General features: G+C 73.2%; 19 protein-coding genes. 2 read left to right on the top strand and 17 right to left on the bottom strand.

Annotated elements, in window-relative coordinates; genetic code table 11:
- The first annotated feature begins 34 nt into the window (after positions 1–34).
- Positions 35–562, top strand: a complete 528-nt coding sequence (locus ASG49_RS19245; RefSeq protein WP_056537387.1) for a nuclear transport factor 2 family protein — start codon at positions 35–37, stop codon at positions 560–562.
- Between the two features lie 33 nt (positions 563–595).
- Here the strand turns inward: ASG49_RS19245 and ASG49_RS04100 are convergent, their stop codons facing one another.
- The 4 genes from ASG49_RS04100 to ASG49_RS04085 all read right to left on the bottom strand — a co-directional run bounded on the left by ASG49_RS04100 (position 596) and on the right by ASG49_RS04085 (position 4,897).
- A complete protein-coding gene (locus ASG49_RS04100) occupies positions 596–1,213 on the bottom strand; it encodes a regulatory protein RecX (RefSeq protein ID WP_056537386.1) in 618 nt (205 codons plus the stop codon).
- Between the two features lie 122 nt (positions 1,214–1,335).
- Positions 1,336–2,406 (bottom strand): recombinase RecA, encoded by a 1,071-nt coding sequence (recA, locus tag ASG49_RS04095; protein ID WP_056537384.1) that lies wholly within the window; start codon positions 2,404–2,406, stop codon positions 1,336–1,338.
- Between the two features lie 252 nt (positions 2,407–2,658).
- Positions 2,659–4,566 (bottom strand): bifunctional UDP-sugar hydrolase/5'-nucleotidase, encoded by a 1,908-nt coding sequence (locus tag ASG49_RS04090; protein ID WP_056539757.1) that lies wholly within the window; start codon positions 4,564–4,566, stop codon positions 2,659–2,661.
- Between the two features lie 136 nt (positions 4,567–4,702).
- Positions 4,703–4,897 (bottom strand): DUF3046 domain-containing protein, encoded by a 195-nt coding sequence (locus ASG49_RS04085; RefSeq protein WP_056539754.1) that lies wholly within the window; start codon positions 4,895–4,897, stop codon positions 4,703–4,705.
- A gap of 114 nt (positions 4,898–5,011) precedes the next feature.
- Between ASG49_RS04085 and ASG49_RS04080 the strand changes: the two genes are divergently transcribed.
- A complete protein-coding gene (locus ASG49_RS04080; protein ID WP_156384171.1) occupies positions 5,012–5,356 on the top strand; it encodes a hypothetical protein in 345 nt (114 codons plus the stop codon).
- Here the strand turns inward: ASG49_RS04080 and ASG49_RS04075 are convergent.
- From ASG49_RS04075 to ASG49_RS04015, 13 genes are all read right to left on the bottom strand, one after another.
- Positions 5,295–5,777 carry a hypothetical protein gene (locus ASG49_RS04075; protein WP_056537380.1) on the bottom strand — a complete coding sequence of 161 codons (483 nt, stop codon included), beginning with the start codon at positions 5,775–5,777 and terminating at the stop codon, positions 5,295–5,297. The genes ASG49_RS04080 and ASG49_RS04075 overlap by 62 nt on opposite strands.
- Entirely contained in the window at positions 5,778–6,917 is a 1,140-nt protein-coding gene (locus ASG49_RS04070) for a molybdopterin-dependent oxidoreductase (RefSeq protein WP_200936192.1), read from the bottom strand.
- 8 nt (positions 6,918–6,925) lie between these two features.
- A complete protein-coding gene (locus ASG49_RS04065; protein WP_156384170.1) occupies positions 6,926–7,618 on the bottom strand; it encodes a bifunctional 2-polyprenyl-6-hydroxyphenol methylase/3-demethylubiquinol 3-O-methyltransferase UbiG in 693 nt (230 codons plus the stop codon).
- Positions 7,615–8,349: a DUF2064 domain-containing protein gene (locus ASG49_RS04060; protein ID WP_235561897.1), complete on the bottom strand. Its 735-nt coding sequence runs from the start codon at positions 8,347–8,349 to the stop codon at positions 7,615–7,617. The genes ASG49_RS04065 and ASG49_RS04060 overlap by 4 nt, the downstream gene beginning before the upstream one ends.
- Positions 8,346–9,014 carry a glycosyltransferase family 2 protein gene (locus tag ASG49_RS04055; RefSeq protein WP_056537376.1) on the bottom strand — a complete coding sequence of 223 codons (669 nt, stop codon included), beginning with the start codon at positions 9,012–9,014 and terminating at the stop codon, positions 8,346–8,348. The genes ASG49_RS04060 and ASG49_RS04055 overlap by 4 nt, the downstream gene beginning before the upstream one ends.
- A gap of 98 nt (positions 9,015–9,112) precedes the next feature.
- On the bottom strand, positions 9,113–10,153 hold the full coding sequence (locus tag ASG49_RS04050) for an NAD(P)-dependent oxidoreductase (protein ID WP_056537373.1): 1,041 nt from the start codon (positions 10,151–10,153) through the stop codon (positions 9,113–9,115).
- Entirely contained in the window at positions 10,150–10,998 is an 849-nt protein-coding gene (locus ASG49_RS04045; RefSeq protein WP_056537370.1) for an S-methyl-5'-thioadenosine phosphorylase, read from the bottom strand. The genes ASG49_RS04050 and ASG49_RS04045 overlap by 4 nt, the downstream gene beginning before the upstream one ends.
- Positions 10,999–11,022: 24 nt before the next feature.
- Complete coding sequence (locus ASG49_RS04040; RefSeq protein ID WP_056537367.1) at positions 11,023–11,580, bottom strand: hypothetical protein; 558 nt, start codon at positions 11,578–11,580, stop codon at positions 11,023–11,025.
- A 12-nt stretch (positions 11,581–11,592) separates the two neighbouring features.
- Entirely contained in the window at positions 11,593–12,405 is an 813-nt protein-coding gene (locus ASG49_RS04035) for an ABC transporter permease (protein ID WP_082533767.1), read from the bottom strand.
- Positions 12,402–13,187 carry an ABC transporter permease gene (locus tag ASG49_RS04030; RefSeq protein ID WP_056537365.1) on the bottom strand — a complete coding sequence of 262 codons (786 nt, stop codon included), beginning with the start codon at positions 13,185–13,187 and terminating at the stop codon, positions 12,402–12,404. The genes ASG49_RS04035 and ASG49_RS04030 overlap by 4 nt, the downstream gene beginning before the upstream one ends.
- A 7-nt stretch (positions 13,188–13,194) precedes the next feature.
- Entirely contained in the window at positions 13,195–14,109 is a 915-nt protein-coding gene (locus ASG49_RS04025; RefSeq protein WP_056539743.1) for an ABC transporter ATP-binding protein, read from the bottom strand.
- A 37-nt stretch (positions 14,110–14,146) separates the two neighbouring features.
- Complete coding sequence (locus ASG49_RS04020; protein ID WP_056537362.1) at positions 14,147–14,956, bottom strand: ABC transporter permease; 810 nt, start codon at positions 14,954–14,956, stop codon at positions 14,147–14,149.
- The gene (locus tag ASG49_RS04015; RefSeq protein WP_056537359.1) at positions 14,953–15,930 is read right to left on the bottom strand and encodes an ATP-binding cassette domain-containing protein; all 978 of its coding nucleotides are present in this window, start codon (positions 15,928–15,930) and stop codon (positions 14,953–14,955) included. The genes ASG49_RS04020 and ASG49_RS04015 overlap by 4 nt, the downstream gene beginning before the upstream one ends.
- Positions 15,931–15,954 lie beyond the last annotated feature (24 nt).

Below are 15,954 nucleotides of genomic sequence, written 5' to 3'. Positions count from 1 at the left end.
TCGCCCCGGGCCGGGGTCTGCTTGGATCTCCCCCGTGCAGCAGTCCGACCTCGAGCAGGCGTTCACGGACTACCGTGCCCGGGTCGACGAGATCGCCCGGACGGGCCGCTGGGGCGAGTTCGCCGACCTGTTCACGCAGGACGCGACCTACCGGCGCGCCGGGCATCCCGACGCGGTCGGTCGTGAGGCCATCCGTGGGTGGGTGCTCACCTCGATGACGACCTTCCCGGGGACGATGCTGGACCGGCACGAGGTGGTGTGGCAGTCCTTCGACGCCGCCCACGACCGCGTCGTGTTCGAGCTGCGCAACGTGCTGCGCGACCCGGGGGACGGCTCGGTGCACGCCGCGTGCTCGACGACGCTGCTGCGGCACGGGCACGACGGGTTGTGGTCCTACGCCGAGGACAGCCACAACCCCCTGGCCTACCGCACCATGTGGCGCAGCTGGGGCCGCGCCGCCCTGCGCGCGGGGACCCTCGACACCGACGAGACGACCACCATGACCTACCTGATCGGCGAGAGCGCCGTCGGCGGCGACGCCGCCGCCAGCGGCGTCAGCTGACGCGGACTCCGGCTGCCGCGGGCGCCCTGGACGTCACCAATCAGGCTGCTCCGCCCCGTCGGTCACGTCCACACCGTCGGTCACATCCAACCCGTCGTCGCGGGAGGCCCCGAGGGCGTCGAGCTCACTGCGGACCACGCGGAAGGCCGTCGAGCTGGAGTGGCCCTTGCGGGCGAGCATCCCGACCAGCCGACGCGTGGCGCGGTCGCGGTCGAGGCCGCCGACGGTGCGCAGCCGAGCCTGGACCAGGCGACGGGCCGACGCCTCCTCGGCGTCGCCGTCGACCTCCTCCAGGGCCTCGCGGGCGACCTCGTCGTCGACGCCCTTGCGGCGCAGCTCCTGAGCGAGGGCGCGACGGGCGAGGCCACGTCCACGCTGACGCTGCTCGACCCACTCGCGGGCGAAGGCGGAGTCATCGACCAGCCCGACCTCCTCGAACCGGTCGAGCAGGCGGTGCCCGACGTCGTCGGGCACCCCCTTGCTCGCCAGCTTGTCGGCCAGCTCGGCGCGGGTGCGGGCCCGCCCGGTGAGCTGGTCGAGGAGGATCGTGCGGGCCACCGACTCCGGGTCCGCGTCGGGGCCGGTGTCGAGGTCAGCGGCGGGCTCCCGGCCCCAGCGGTCGCGGGACCTGCTGCGACGTCCGGTCGTCATCGTGGGCACCTTCCCGGGTCAGCGGTGGTGGCGGGCGGTCGTCGTCTCACCGGGTCTCGAGACGCGCTCCCCCACCCCCTCCTACGTCGGGTGCGGGGGTCGCTCCTCGACCTGCCGGCCTGTCAGAAGTCGATGCCGTCGGGGTCGATGCCGGGAGCGTCGGCGGCGAAGGGCTCGGCCGGGGCGTCGACCTGGGGGCCGATGCCGAGCTTCTCGAGGATCTTCTTCTCGATCTCGTTGGCCAGGTCGGGGTTGTCGCGCAGGAAGGTGCGGGCGTTCTCCTTGCCCTGACCGAGCTGGTCACCCTCGTAGGTGTACCAAGCACCGGCCTTGCGGACGAGACCCTCCTCGACACCGACGTCGATGAGGCCACCCTCCCGGCTGATGCCCTTGCCGTACATGATGTCGAACTCGGCCTGCTTGAACGGCGGGGCGACCTTGTTCTTCACGACCTTGACGCGGGTGCGGTTGCCGACCATCTCGGTGCCGTCCTTGAGCGTCTCGATGCGACGCACGTCGAGCCGGACCGAGGAGTAGAACTTCAGCGCGCGACCACCGGTCGTGGTCTCGGGCGAGCCGAACATCACGCCGATCTTCTCGCGCAGCTGGTTGATGAAGATCGCGGTGGTGCCGGAGTTGTTGAGCGCACCGGTCATCTTGCGCAGCGCCTGGCTCATCAGCCGGGCCTGCAGGCCGACGTGGCTGTCGCCCATCTCGCCCTCGATCTCGGCGCGGGGCACCAGGGCCGCCACGGAGTCGATGACGATGAGGTCGAGCGCCCCGGAGCGGATCAGCATGTCGGCGATCTCGAGCGCCTGCTCGCCGGAGTCGGGCTGGGAGACCAGCAGCGCGTCGGTGTCGACCCCGAGGGCCTGGGCGTAGTCGGGGTCGAGCGCGTGCTCGGCGTCGATGAAGGCCACGATGCCGCCGGCCGCCTGGGCGTTGGCCACGGCGTGCAGCGCGACGGTCGTCTTTCCCGAGGACTCCGGACCGTAGATCTCGACCACGCGACCGCGCGGCAGACCACCGAGACCGAGCGCGATGTCGAGCGAGATCGCACCGGTGGGGATGATCTCGAGCGGGGCGCGGGTCTCGTCGCCCAGCCGCATCACCGAGCCCTTGCCGAACTGCTTCTCGATGGACGCCAGCGCGACGTCGAGCGCCTTCTCGCGGTTGTTCGTGGCAGCAGCCATGGGACTTCCTCACCTCTCGTCGCGCCGGGCGGCGCGGGTCGACCTCGTGTCCTGCCAGACGTTAGGCGCGACCACCGACAACGTCGGTGACTGCTGCCGGCCTGTGGAGAACCACGGCGCGACCCCTGCCTGTGGAGTCCCACGGTAGTACGAACACCTGTTCGATGCACGACGCAACACGCCGACCCGCCGAGGTGGCGGGCCGGCGTGCTGGCGGTGCGGTCGAGGTGTCCGGGAAGGCTCCGGGGAGGGTCAGCTCGCCGGGAGGATGCGGTCCGGCGTCGCCGGCACGTAGGGCGAGCTCCCCTCGAGGTAGTCGGCGAACGCGTCGATGTCGAGACCGCCGTAGTAGACGCCCGTCCCGCCCTTGAAGGCCGGGAACCCGTCTCCCCCGTCGGCGAGGAAGTTGTTGGTCACGATGCGGTAGCTCGTGGCCTTGTCGATCGGCACCCCACCCAGGGTGACGCTGCCGTCCACGGGGCCCGTGCTGCCGAGGCGGTACTGGAAGCCCTCGCTGACCTGCAGGACCTTCTTGCCCGACTGGTTGGCCCCGGTGACCTGCTGGGTCAGCACGTCGTAGACCTGCTGACCGGTGAGCGTCATCGAGACCAGGAAGTTGTTGAACGGCTGGACGTCGAAGGCCTCGCCGTAGGTCACCTCGCCCACCTGCTCGCCGTAGGTCTGCTTGTCGCGGGTGAGGTCCGCGCGGATCCCCCCGGGGTTCATGAAGGCGATCACGGGCCTGACGCCCCCGGTCACCACCGAGTCGTCGGCCAGCTGGGCGTCGGCGATGAGGTCGCCCAGGGCGCTCTCTCCGGTGCTGGACGCGGTCCGGGTGACGTCGGCGCCGATCGTGCCGAGGACCCGCGAGGCGATGGGCCGCACCAGCTCCTTGTACTTCGCGATCAGCGCGGTCTGCGCCCGGTCCTTGGGCACGTCGCGCGTCACCTGGAGGTTGGTCCCCTCCACGCTGGCCCGCACGATGTCCTTGCTGGCCTTGTCGTAGGTCAGGTTGGTCTCGGTGACCAGGCGCCCGAAGGACGAGGCCGAGGTGACCAGCCGGTCCTGGCCGGCAGGGTCCTTGACGTCGCACACGTAGGGGTTGTGGGTGTGCCCGGAGACGACCATGTCGATCGCCGGGTCGAGGTTCTTCGCGATCGGCAGGATCGGCGAGGTGTCCTCGAGGCTCCCGCCCTTGGCGCAGGTGTGGTCGTAGGGCGCCGCGACGGAGTAGGGCTTGCCGGCGGCGTCCTTGCCGAGCTGCAGCGGCTTCGGGGTGCCGCCCTGGTGGATCAGCACCACCACCGCGTTGACGCCCTGCTTGCGCAGCACCGGGACCAGCGCGTTGGCCGCCTTGACCTCGTCGTCGAACTCGAGGCCGGCCACGCCGCTGGCGGTGACGATGTCGGGGGTCTCCTCCAGCGTCATGCCGATGAAGCCGATCTTGGCCGCGCCGACCTGCTTCACGGCGTACGGCGGGAGGATCGTCTCGTCGCTCCCGGCGTAGCGCACGTTGGCCGCGAGGTAGTCGAAGTCCGCCCCGGCGAAGGTGCCGGCCGGGCAGGAGTCCTGGTTGTCCTCGCCCGCGCCGTCGTCGAGGCAGCCGCCCCGCGCCATCCGCTGGAGCTCCTGGTAGCCCTCGTCGAACTCGTGGTTGCCCACGGCGCTGACGTCGAGGCCGAGCTTGTTGAGCGACTCCACGGCCGGCTCGTCGTGGAAGGCGGCCGAGAGCAACGGCGAGGCGCCGATGAGGTCGCCGGCGGCCACGGTGAGGCTGTGGGGGTGTCCCTCGCGGGCCTGGGCGAGCCGGGTCGCGAGGTACTCCGCTCCACCCGCGTCGGTGGTCTGCGCGACGGGGGCCTTGGGGTCGGCGAGGGTGTAGCCGGTGGTGTTGCGGCCGCCCGACCCGGACGGGGGCTCGAGGTTGCCGTGGAAGTCGTTGAACGACAGCAGCTGCACCGGCACGTAGCGACCCGGCTTGTCGGGCTTCCCCGGCTTCGCGGGCTTGCCCGGCTTGGCGGGCTTCGTGGGCTTGGCCGGCTTGGCGGCGACCGGGGCCGCGTCGGCGGTCGAGGCGCCGAGACCCAGCGGGGCCAGTGCGCCCAGGGCGACGGCGGCGGACGCGAGGGCGCCGGTCAGGCGCCGCTTCGAGGTGGACATCGACACGTGGGCTCCAGATCCTCCGAGTGGGACCCGGGAACCCTAACCTCGGGCCCGGGCGCGGCGAAGGGTCCGGGACGTCACGGTTCGATGACGTCTGGGCAAACGGGCCCCGGTGCCGGCAACGTCGCCTCGCTCAGCGGTCGCGGGGCGGCAGGCCGAGCTCGGCCCACACCGCCCGCCACACCTCGCGCACGTCCTCGCCGGAGTCCAGCGACTCGGTGACGGTGCGACCGCCCAGCGCGGACAGCACCTGCTGGTCGGCCCAGGTGCGGGCGTACGCCGACCCCAGCGCCGCGTCCATCCGGGTCCAGAACTCGGTGTGCCTCACGCCCGCGATCATGCCGGACGGCCCCGCACCGGCGCCGGACCGGACCCGGTCCTCCCGCGGACCGGGGCGATCGTGTAGACCATGGACCCGTCGGTGCACGAGGAAGGGGACGCGATGTCACTGGGGACGCTGGTGGTCGTGGTGGCCTCGGTCGTGCTGCTCGCCGCCGCCGTGCTGCAGCTGCGCGCCGGCCCGCTCCCCTTCCCGGCCATCATCACCGCGGCGCTGACGTCGTCGCTGTGCTACACCGTCGGCGGTGCGACCGCCGAGGAGTCGACCGCCCCGAGCATCCCGATCGTGATGGGCTCGCTGGTCGGCGTGATGGCGTTGGTGGCGATGGTGGTCTCGCTCGTGCCGCGCACCCCCCAGGCCGACCGGGAGCGACGGGCACCGCTGGTCATCGCGGCGGCGGGGACGATCGTCGGCTCGCTGGGCCTGCTGCTCCACCAGCTCCTCTGACCCGTCCGCGGGCCCGCAGGCTCCACACGAGGGTGCCGACCACGACGACCCCGGCCAGGAGCAACCACCCCGAGGTGTAGTCGCGGTCGAGCAGCGTCGGGTTGTCCGGTCGCGCACCGAACCGACCGAGCACGGGCACCGCGGTCGCCGTGACCGTGAGCAGGACCACCAGGCCGACGGTGACCGCCGTCCAGGTGCGCGACGGGAGCACCCGGCGCAGCGCCAGCGTCGCCAGCACCGTCAGCGGCGCGACGACGGCGTCGTGCAGCACCACGCCGCCGGCCAGCCACAGCAGGGCGTCGAGCAGGTCTGGCCCGTCGAGGTCGAGCAGCAGCAGCCCGCCGTACGCCGCGGCGGCGACGCCCACGGCGCCGACCACCCCCTGCAGCACCCGCTCGCCGCTCGGCGCGGTCCGGGCCACTCAGACCACCTCCACGCGCGAGACCCACTTGGTCTGCATCACACCGGGCCGGTTGGGCGCGATCAGCCGGCAGGGGAAGCCGTGGTCGAGGTCGAGGTCCTCGCCGTGGAGCCGCAGCGCCAGCAGGGTCAGGTCGTCCCGGGCGAAGGCCGGCGGCAGCACCGTGGACCGGAACGAGCCGGACTCCTGCAGCGAGACGACCCGCACCTGGGCGTCCTGCGGGGCGCCGACGCGGTCCAGCAGCTCCGCCAGCCGTACGCCGGACCAGGTGGCCCCGGCGCTCCACCCCTCGACGCAGGCGATGGGCAGCTCGCTGGTGTGCTGCTCGAGCCCGGCCAGCTCGTCGCGGCTCAGGCTGACCTCGCCGTCGGGCCCCGTGACCGTCAGCCGGTAGCCGGTGTCGCGTGCGCTCTCCTCGACGCCCGCGGCGGCGGCCGACTTGTTGACGGGGACGCCCTGGGGGCCCTCCCCCGTGCGGACCGCGAGGACCGAGACCCGGCGCAGCAGCGGCACGGTGCCGCCCGCGTTGGCCAGCACCGCGACGCCTGCGGCCAGGAGCGCGGCACCGAGCACCGTGCGACGACCCGGCCCGGCGCGCTCGGGGAGGTCGGTGTCGACGGGCGAGCCGAAGGCCCGGCGGATGACCGGCAGCTTGACCGCGACGTGCAGCACCAGCGCGCCGATGGCGATCCAGGCCCCGGCGTAGTGGGTGGCGCGGAAGGAGAACGCCCAGGGGTACCACTGCGCGGAGTTGGCGAGGCCGACGACGAGCTGGAACACCGAGGCGGCGACCAGCACCGCGATCGAGAGCCGCTCCAGGCCCGAGAGCAGCAGCGCCCGGACGCCGCCCCGGGGCAGGCCAGCGAACAGCCGCGGGTAGACGCTCCAGAGCTTGACGAGCAGCAGCGGGATCGCCGCGATGCCGCTGAGGACGTGCAGGCCCTGGGTGAGGCGGTAGCCCCACACCGGGCGGGTGGGCGGCAGGAACCAGGGGTCGGGCAGGTAGTACCAGTGGCTGACCAGGCCGGTGAGGAAGCACAGCCCGAAGCACGCGCCGAGCCACACCCCGAGCCGGGCGGTGAGCCGCTCGTCGCGCAGCGGCGAGGTGAACGACGTGTCCCTCGGGACGGGGAGGCGCACGGCCGGGCCTACGGCGTCAGGACGGCGAACCAGCGGCCGTGGTGCTCGCGCAGCCGGCTCACCTGGAGCCCGGCCTTGCGTGCGAGGGGCTCGACGGCGTCCGCGCCGACCTGCGCCCACGGGAAGATCGAGGTGCGGCGGCCCTCGCTGACCAGTCGCGCCTCGTGCGTCTTCAGGCCGGTGCCGGGCGCCTCGAGGTCGACGACGAGACGGCCGCCCGGGCCCAGCAGCTCCGCACACCGACGCAGCAGCGCGTGCGGCTCGCCACCGATGCCGATGTTGCCGTCGGCGAGCAGCACGGTGTCCCAGTGGCCCTCGCCGGGCATGGGGTCGAAGACGTTGCGCCGCAGGGCGGGCACGCCGCGGCGGCGGGCCTGCTCGACGGCCTCGCGGACGATGTCGACGGCGAGCACGGCGTGGCCGCGCTCGCGCAGGTGGGCGCTCATCCGGCCCGGGCCGCAGCCGACGTCCATGGTCGCGCCCTCGCAGTGGCTCAGCACGGCGCGGTCGGCACGGTCGGCGGGTCGCAGCCAGCTGTGGACGGGCAGCAGCTCCTCCTCGGCGTACACGCCCCGGACCGAGCAGGGGATGCCGCGCAGCGCGTCGGCGAAGATCTCGCTGAAGCTGACGTGGGCGTGCCCGTCGGTCAGGGTCTCCGCGGCCAGGCCGTCGGCGCCGGGGTAGAACTCGGCGGTGCTCACGCGGGCACCTCGGTCGCCGGTTCGACGCCCGGGTCGACCGCCGGGTCGACACCGAGCGCGGCGAAGGCGTGGGCGAAGCGGCTCTGCGGTGCGGCCTGGGCCACGGCCGAGGCGTCGTCGAGCTCGTCGACGTCGCGCAGCGCCTCCACCTGGTGGACGTGACCACCGGCTCGGGCCAGCGCGTCGAGCGTGCCGGCTCCTGTGGCGTCGGTGGACATGGGTACCTCCGGGAGATGGACGAGCAGGTGGGGCCCGGCAACGCCGAGCAGCCACCACCCGCCGTCGTGGGCGGGGCCCAGGACCGCGTCGTCCGGGCCGACGAGGAGGTCGGCCGCTGCCTGCAGCGTCTCGACCGGTGCGTGGGGGGTGTCCATCCCGACCTGGACGACGGGGCCGCCGGACACGGCCGCGACGTCGGCGTGGGCCGCGCCGAGCTTCTCGGCCAGGCCGTCGCCGCGCTGGGGGTGCACCTGCCACCCCTCGAGCGCGTCGCGCAGCTCCTGCCCGCGACGGGCCTCGGCGAGGTCGCCGTCGAGCGCGAGGTGCCGACGTCCGGCGGGGTACGCCGCGGCGCACGCCGCCAGCGTGTCGAGCAGCGAGGCGGCCGCCAGCTCGGCCGCGGCCTCCATGCCGATGCTGGCGCCCAGGCGCGTCTTCACGCGGCCGGGCACGGGAGCCTTGGCCACCACGAGCACCACCGCGGGTGCGGCGTCCGTCACCGGGGCGCTCACGTGAGCACCCGCGCGAAGTCGCGGGCGGCACGCACGGTGCCGACCACGGAGCCCGAGACCTTGGACTTCGTGCCGGCGGCGCGCGGGTGGTAGTCGATGTCCTGCTCGCTGAGCCGCCACCCGGCGCGGCCGGCGCGCTGGAGCAGCTCGACGGGGTAGCCGAAGCGACGGTCCTCCACGCCGAGCCCGAGCAGCTGCTCGCGGCGGGCGACCCGCATCGGGGCGATGTCGTGGACGGCGAGGCCGATGCGGCGTCGCAACCACCACAGCACGAGCGCGTTGCCGGCCCGGGCGTGCCAGGGCCAGACCCCGCGCGCGACGGGACGGCGTCGGCCCACGGCCAGGTCGGCACGCCCCTCGCGCACCTCGGTCAGCAGGCCGACCAGCTGGGCGGGATCCATCGACCCGTCGCCGTCGATGATCGCGACGTAGTCGGCGGTCGCCGCCTCGAGCCCGGCGTGCACGGCGGCGCCGTAGCCGGGACGTGGTTCCTGCACGACCGTGGCGCCCAGGCCGCGGGCCACCTCGGCGGTGTCGTCGGTCGACCCGTTGTCCACGACGATGGCGTGGAAGCCGTCGGGGACCAGTGCCAGCAGGGCCGGCAGGGCGGGGGCCTCGTCGCGGCAGGGGATCACCACGTCGCAGACCGCATCGGGGGTCGACATGCTTACACCGTAGGGGGCGACGCCCAGCGAGGACGGCGACTTGCGTGACTGGGGCACGGCGGGTCCGTCGCCGGTCCCGCCTCCCGGAGCGGCCCCGCTCACCGCAGGGGTGCCGTCGCGAACTCCTCGACGCCGGCCTCCGGGGTCACCTGGGCCCGGAAGCCGAGCTCCTGCGCGGCGAGCTCCGGGCTGGCCACGACGTGGCGCACGTCACCGGGTCGGTAGTCCCCGGTCACCTCGGGCGCGGGGCCGTCGGCGGCCTGCGCCAGCAGCTCGGCGACCCGGATGATCGGCACCGGCGACCCCGAGCAGACGTTGTACGCCGCCCACGACTCGGCGTCCCGACCCACCACCGCGTCGATCGAGGCCAGGTTGGCCCGTGCGACGTCGTCGACGTGGACGAAGTCGCGCATCTGCCCGCCGTCCTCGAAGACCCGCGGGGCCTGGCCGTGCTCGAGCGAGCTGCGGAAGATCGCGGCCACGCCGCTGTAGGGGGTGTCGCGGGGCATGCCCGGGCCGTAGACGTTGTGGTAGCGCAGCCCGATCGCCCGCGAGCGCGCCTGGCGCACCCACGCCGAGGTGTAGTGCTCCTGGGCGAGCTTGCTGGCGGCGTAGCTGCTGCGGGGGTCGAGCAGGGCGTCCTCGGGGACGAGCTCCCACGACAGCGCCCGGTCGCACGTCGGGCAGTGGTTCTCGAAGTCGCCGGAGTCGAGGGCGGCACGGCTGCGCACCCCGGGGACCTGGCGACCGTGCTCCTCGCAGGCGTAGCGGCCCTCGCCGTAGACGACCATCGAGCTGGCCACGACCAGCGCGTCCACCCCACGGTCGTGCATCGCGGCCAGGAGCGCCGCGGTGCCGAGGTCGTTGTGGCCGGCGTACAGCGGCAGGTCGGCGACGGTGACGCCGGCACCGACCATGGCGGCCTGGTGGCACACCACGTCGACCCCGTCGAGCAGGTCGGCCCACTGCACGGCGTCGCGGACGTCGAGCCGGTGCAGGTCGTCGGGCACCACGGTGTCCTCGGCGTGCGCCTGCGGGATCACGGCGTCGACGCGGACCACCTCGTCGCCGCGGGAGGTCAGCTGGGCGTCGATGCGGGCGCCGATGAAGCCGAGCGCACCGGTGAGGAGGACCTTCACGCGGACACCGTCCGGCCCGGGCCGGGGAGCTCGAAGGGCAGCTCGACGTCGTCGAGCCACGCCCCGCAGCCGCACCCGGGCTGGCCCTCGGGCAGGCCGGCGACGACCTCGCCGAGCATGGTCTTGAGCCGCCCGATGTGCTTCTCGAACAGCGCGAACACCGCGGCCTGGTCGACCGACTCCTCCGCGCTGACCCCGGCGTCGAGGTCGGTGACGAGGGCGATCGTGGCGTAGCAGAGGCCGAGCTCGCGGGCCAGGACGGCCTCGGGGTGTCCGGTCATGTTGACGACCGTCCAGCCGGCGGCGGCGTAGCTCTGCGACTCCGCGCGGGTGGAGAACCGCGGGCCCTCGATGACGACCATCGTGCCGCCGTCGATCGTGCCCTCCCCCGCGGCCGAGGTCAGCGCCGTGCGCAGCTCGGGGCAGTAGGGGTCGGCGAAGGGAGCGTGGGCGGCGCCGGTCTCGACGTAGGTCTGCACGCGGCGGGTGGTGCGGTCGACGAGCTGGTCGGGCACGACGAGCGTCCCGGGCTGGGTCTCGGGCTGCAGGCCGCCCACCGCGCACGGAGCGAGGATCCGCTCGACGCCGAGCGACCTCAGCGCCCAGAGGTTGGCCCGGTAGGGGATCTGGGTGGGCGGGTAGCGGTGCCCGGCACCGTGGCGCGGCAGGAACGCGACCGGCCGACCGCCGACGTCACCGACCGCGATCGGCGCGGAGGGCTCGCCCCACGGCGTCTCCACCGTCACGGTGGTCGGGTCGTCGAGGAACTCGTAGAACCCGCTGCCGCCGATGACGGCGACGCGCGGCGTCCCGCCGGGGTGCGGAGCGGAGGGGAGGTCGGTCATGGGCGCAGTCTGCCAAGCCCGCCCTCAGCGCGGGTCGTGGCCCTCGGCGAGGTCGCGCAGCGTGAGCAGCTGGCGGCGCGCCATCACCAGGTCGCCGGCCCCGAGCACGGCCTGCCACACCCGGTCGAGGACGACGAGCGGTCGCCGCGGCGGGCCGACCGCGAGGCAGAGCAGCAGGCGGCTCGGCGTACGACGGCCGGGGAGGACCTCGTAGGACATCGCGACCGGGCCGCACACCCGCCGACCCAGCCCCCGGGCCGCGACCACGAGCAGCCGGCCCGACTCGAGCTCGACGACGGGACCGAAGAGCACGCGCTGGCCCAGCTGCAGCCGCTCCGCGCCCGGCGTGAGCGTGCGCGGGCTGCGACGGCCCAGGTTGTCGACCAGGTCGTAGCTGTAGGGAGCGACGCTCAGCTGGCACACCCAGCGCCACGTGGTCGCCGGGTCGGCGTCGACGTCGACCGCGCGGACGAAGTGGCGTCCACCGGCGGGCACGTGCCCGTCGGCGGGGTGGTGCGCCGCTGCCTCGGCCGGGGTGGTCCCCCACGCCGCGATCCGACCCGCGAGTCCCGACGAGCCCACCCAGGCCTCCCCTCAGCCGAGCAGCAGCCGGTCGAGCCGCCGCGAGACCACCAGCATGCCCGCGACCGACAACAGCACGAGGTAGACCACCGAGACGACCGAGGCGGCCGTCACCACCCCGGTGGTCAGCTCGCGGACCAGCACCACGCCGCGGTAGAGCGGGGTGGCCTCGACCACCCAGCCCAACCAGGTCGGGAACGCCTCGATCGGGAAGAAGGTGGCCGAGAACAGGAACAGCGGCAGCGTGGCGAGGGTGACGTACTCGAAGTCCTGCCAGGAGCGCATGTAGGTCGTCAGCGCCATGCCGACGGCGCCGAACGCGAGCCCGATGAGCAGTGCCGCCGGCAGCACCAGCACCGCCCACCAGGAGGCCACCAGCCCCATCACCACCATGATCAGCAGGAACGCCAGCGAGTAGGTGCCGCCGCGCAGCAGCGACCAGGCGAGCTCGCCCCGGGCGATGTCGCGGGTGGTCAGCGGGGTGGCCAGCATCTGCTCGAAGGTCTTGGCGTACTTCAGCTTGAAGAAGAAGTTGAAGGTCGAGTCGAGCAGCGAGCCGTTCATCGCGGCCGCGGCGAGCATGCCGGGCGCCACGAACGCGGCGTACTCGATGGTGCGGCCGTCGACCTCGAAGCCCTGGACCAGCTGGCCGACCCCGACGCCGATGGAGAACAGGTAGAAGACCGGCTCGAGGAAGCCGGACAGGAAGATCCACCAGGCGGAGCGGTAGACGACGTAGTTGCGCTGGACCAGCAGACCCACGGCCCCGAGCGGGCCCAGGCGCCGCGTCTGCGCGGTCGCCGCGGCTGCGGTCAGCGGGCTCACGAGGCGAGCCTCCGGCCGAGGAAGCGCAGCACCAGGACGTAGCCCACGACCGTCAGGGCGGCGAGGTAGCCGACGTGCACCAGCGCCAGGAGCGGGTCGACACGGTCGACGGTGAGCATCCGGGTCAGGTCGACGCCGTGCCACAACGGGGTCAGCCGCGCCAGCGTCGCGAGCGCGGGGTCGAGGTTGTCGACCGGGAAGAACGCCCCGGAGAACAGGAACATCGGGATCATGCCGAGCCGGAAGACCAGCGAGAAGCCCGACTCGTCCTTGAGGTAGGAGGACAGCGCGAAGACCGGGGTGGCGAAGGCCAGCGCGACCAGCAGCTGCACCACCCAGGCCGCCACGGCGCCCCACCAGGTGGCGAACACGCCGAAGGGAGCCACCACGAGGCAGAACACCGCCGAGCTCAGGGCCACCCGGAACACCACGAAGCCGACCTGCGACTGCACCACGTCGCGCACCGACAGCGGCGTGGCCACCATCGCGAAGTAGGTCCGGTGCCACTTCACGCCCGACATCACGGGATAGGTCAGCTCGCCGAAGACCAGCTGCATCGACTGGGCCGCGAGCATGCCCGGGACCACGAAGGCGAGGTAGGTGCTCGCCCCCTCGAGCCGGTCGGGGTCGCCCTCGATGAAGCCGCCGAGCAGCACGCCCATGGCCAGCACGTAGAGGAGCGGCGTCACGAACGAGGAGACGACGCTGCCCTTCCAGGTGCGCTTGTAGACCGTCCACCAGTAGTCGGTCATCCGGGGTGCGAGCGAGCGGGTGGCAGCCATGGCGGTCCTAGTCGACCAGGGTCCGGCCGGTGAGGCGCAGGAAGACGTCCTCCAGCGAGGACCGCCGCACCAGCGACATGGCGGGGTGCAGGCCGCGCCCGTGGACCGCGGCGACCGCGGCCTCGCCGTCGGCGGCGTAGAGCAGCAGCCGGTCGGGCAGCACCTCGACCCGCTCGGCGAGGTCCTCCAGGCGCGGGGCGAGCGCCTCGTGCTCGCCGGTGCCGAAGCGCAGCTCGGCGACCTCGCGCGTGGAGTGCTCGCGGATCAGCGACGAGGGCGACCCCTCGGCCACGACGCGACCGCCGTCCATGACCACGAGGCGGTCGCACAGCTGCTCGGCCTCGTCCATGTAGTGCGTGGTGAGCACCAGGGTGACCCCCTGCTGCTTGAGCCGGAACAGCCGGTCCCACACCACGTGGCGGGCCTGCGGGTCGAGCCCGGTGGTGGGCTCGTCGAGCAGCAGCAGCTCGGGCCGGTTGACCAGGGAACGGGCGATGGTCAGCCGTCGCTTCATGCCACCGGAGAGGTCCTCGACCTTGGACCGGGCCTTCTCGGTGAGCTGCACGAACGCGAGCAGCTCCTCGCACCGCCGGCGCACCTCGGCCCGCGGCAGCCCGAAGTAGCGGCCGTAGATGTAGAGGTTGTCGAAGACGTTGAGCTCGGTGTCGAGGGTGTCCTCCTGGGGACACACGCCGATGCGCGAGCGGATCTCCGGACCGTCGGTGGCCGGGTCGAGTCCCAGGATGCGCAGCTCGCCCCCGCTGACCGGCGACACCGCGGCGACCATCCGCATGGTCGAGGACTTGCCGGCCCCGTTGGGGCCCAGGAAGCCGAACGCCTCGCCACGGTGGACCTCGACGTCGATGCCGCGGACCGCCTCGACCTCGCCGAAGCCCTTGCGCAGGCCACGGGCGCTGATCATCGCCTCGGGTGCGACCGGCTCCTGGGTCACCGGGGCGTCACCGGCTGGTGGCGCGGGCGTAGCGGGCCGAGGCGAGCGGCACGAAGACCAGCAGCACCACGGCCGACCAGATCAGCGTGTAGAGCTCGGGGTTCTGCAGCGCCCACGACGGCGTGGAGAGCCCGCCCCCGGGCGGCACGTTGCCGAAGTTCTCCCGCGCCGCCTGGGTGACCGCCGAGATCGGGTTCCACTCCGCGAAGGTGCGCAGCGGGCCGGGCAGCGTCTCCAGCTGCACGAACGTGTTGGCGATGAAGGTGAGCGGGAAGATGATGATGAAGGAGGCGTTGTTGACCACCTCGGGGCTCGGCACCAGCAACCCGACGAGCGCCATGATCCACGAGATGGCGTAGGCGAAGACGAGCAGCAGCAGGAACCCCACCAGGGCGTGCCAGAAGCCGTCGCGGATGCGCCAGCCGACCGCGAGGCCCGTCAGCGACATCACCACGAGCACGATCACGTTGTTGACCACGTCGGAGAGGGTGCGGCCGAAGAGCACCGCGGACGGCGACATCGGCAGCGTGCGGAACCGGTCGATGATCCCCTTCTGCACGTCCTCGGCGATGCCGGCGCCGGTGATGGTCGAGCCGAAGACCACCGTCTGGGCGAAGATGCCGGCGATCAGGAACTCGCGGTAGGCGCTGCCGTCGCCGCTCTGGTCGATGGCGCCGCCGAAGACGTAGGCGAACAGCAGCACGAACATGATCGGTGAGAGCGTCGTGAAGACCAGCAGGTCGGGCACCCGCTTGACCTTGATGAGGTTGCGCTTGGCGACGACGAAGCCGTCGGAGACGGCGGTGGACAGGCTCATGCGGAGGCCTCCTTCGGGAGCGCGGCGTCGTCCTCGGCGGTCGAGCGCCCGGTCAGGGTGAGGAACACGTCGTCGAGCGTGGGCCGGCGCAGCCCGACGTCGTCGAGCGCCACCCCCTCGCCGTCGAGCAGCCGGAGCGCGTCGGCCAGCCGGGCCGCCCCCCCGGTGACCGGCACCAGCAGGCCGCGCCGCTCCTCCTCGCGCACCACCGGCCCGACGGCCAGCGGGGTCAGCAGCTCCTCGGCCCGGCCCAGCTGGGCGGGGTCGGCCACCGTGACCTGCAACCGCTCGCCACCGACCTGGGCCTTGAGCTCGTCGGCGGTGCCCTCGGCGATCACCCGGCCGTGGTCGACGACGACGATGTTGTCGGCGAGCAGGTCGGCCTCCTCGAGGTACTGGGTGGTGAGCAGCAGCGAGGTGCCGCCGGCCACCAGGCCGCGGATCACCTCCCACATCGAGGTGCGGCTGCGCGGGTCGAGTCCGGTGGTGGGCTCGTCGAGGAACAGCACCGGCGGCCTGGCGACCAGGGCCCCGGCCAGGTCGAGGCGCCGTCGCATGCCGCCGCTGTAGCCCTTGGCGACCCGGTCGCCCGCCTCCTCGAGGTCGAACTCCCGCAGCAGCTCCCGCGCCCGCTCCCGGCTGGCCCGGGCGCCGAGGTGGTAGAGCCGGCCGACCATGTCGAGGTTCTCGAAGCCGGTGAGGTACTCGTCGACCGCGGCGTTCTGGCCCGAGACGCCGATGCTGCGCCGCACCCCGGCCGGGTCGGCGACGACGTCGACCCCCGCGACGCTGGCGGTGCCGGAGTCGGGGCGGACCAGGGTGGTGAGCACCTTGACCGCCGTCGTCTTGCCGGCCCCGTTGGGGCCCAGCACGCCCAGCACCTCCCCCTCGGGCACGCGCAGGGACAAGCCGTCGAGCGCGCGGACCTTCCCGTAGGTCTTGACCAGGCCCTCCGCCAGCACCGCATCCACCATGTTCGTCACCCTCCCAGACACCAC

This window comes from Marmoricola sp. Leaf446 (assembly GCF_001424755.1).
Classification (GTDB): Bacteria; Actinomycetota; Actinomycetes; order Propionibacteriales; family Nocardioidaceae; genus Marmoricola.
Note: the sequence above shows the minus strand (reverse complement) of the source record. Positions and strands in the feature narration are given on the sequence as shown.

Excerpts from the sequence above, each read along its gene's own strand:
- ASG49_RS04100 (WP_056537386.1), bottom strand. The coding sequence starts at position 1,213 with ATGACGACCGGACGTCGCAGCAGGTCCCGCGACCGCTGGGGCCGGGAG.
- recA (WP_056537384.1), bottom strand. The coding sequence starts at position 2,406 with ATGGCTGCTGCCACGAACAACCGCGAGAAGGCGCTCGACGTCGCGCTG.
- ASG49_RS04090 (WP_056539757.1), bottom strand. The coding sequence starts at position 4,566 with ATGTCCACCTCGAAGCGGCGCCTGACCGGCGCCCTCGCGTCCGCCGCC.
- ASG49_RS04080 (WP_156384171.1), top strand. The coding sequence starts at position 5,012 with ATGTCACTGGGGACGCTGGTGGTCGTGGTGGCCTCGGTCGTGCTGCTC.
- ASG49_RS04055 (WP_056537376.1), bottom strand. The coding sequence starts at position 9,014 with ATGTCGACCCCCGATGCGGTCTGCGACGTGGTGATCCCCTGCCGCGAC.
- ASG49_RS04045 (WP_056537370.1), bottom strand. The coding sequence starts at position 10,998 with ATGACCGACCTCCCCTCCGCTCCGCACCCCGGCGGGACGCCGCGCGTC.
- ASG49_RS04030 (WP_056537365.1), bottom strand. The coding sequence starts at position 13,187 with ATGGCTGCCACCCGCTCGCTCGCACCCCGGATGACCGACTACTGGTGG.
- ASG49_RS04025 (WP_056539743.1), bottom strand. The coding sequence starts at position 14,109 with ATGATCAGCGCCCGTGGCCTGCGCAAGGGCTTCGGCGAGGTCGAGGCG.
- ASG49_RS04020 (WP_056537362.1), bottom strand. The coding sequence starts at position 14,956 with ATGAGCCTGTCCACCGCCGTCTCCGACGGCTTCGTCGTCGCCAAGCGC.
- ASG49_RS04015 (WP_056537359.1), bottom strand. The coding sequence starts at position 15,930 with ATGGTGGATGCGGTGCTGGCGGAGGGCCTGGTCAAGACCTACGGGAAG.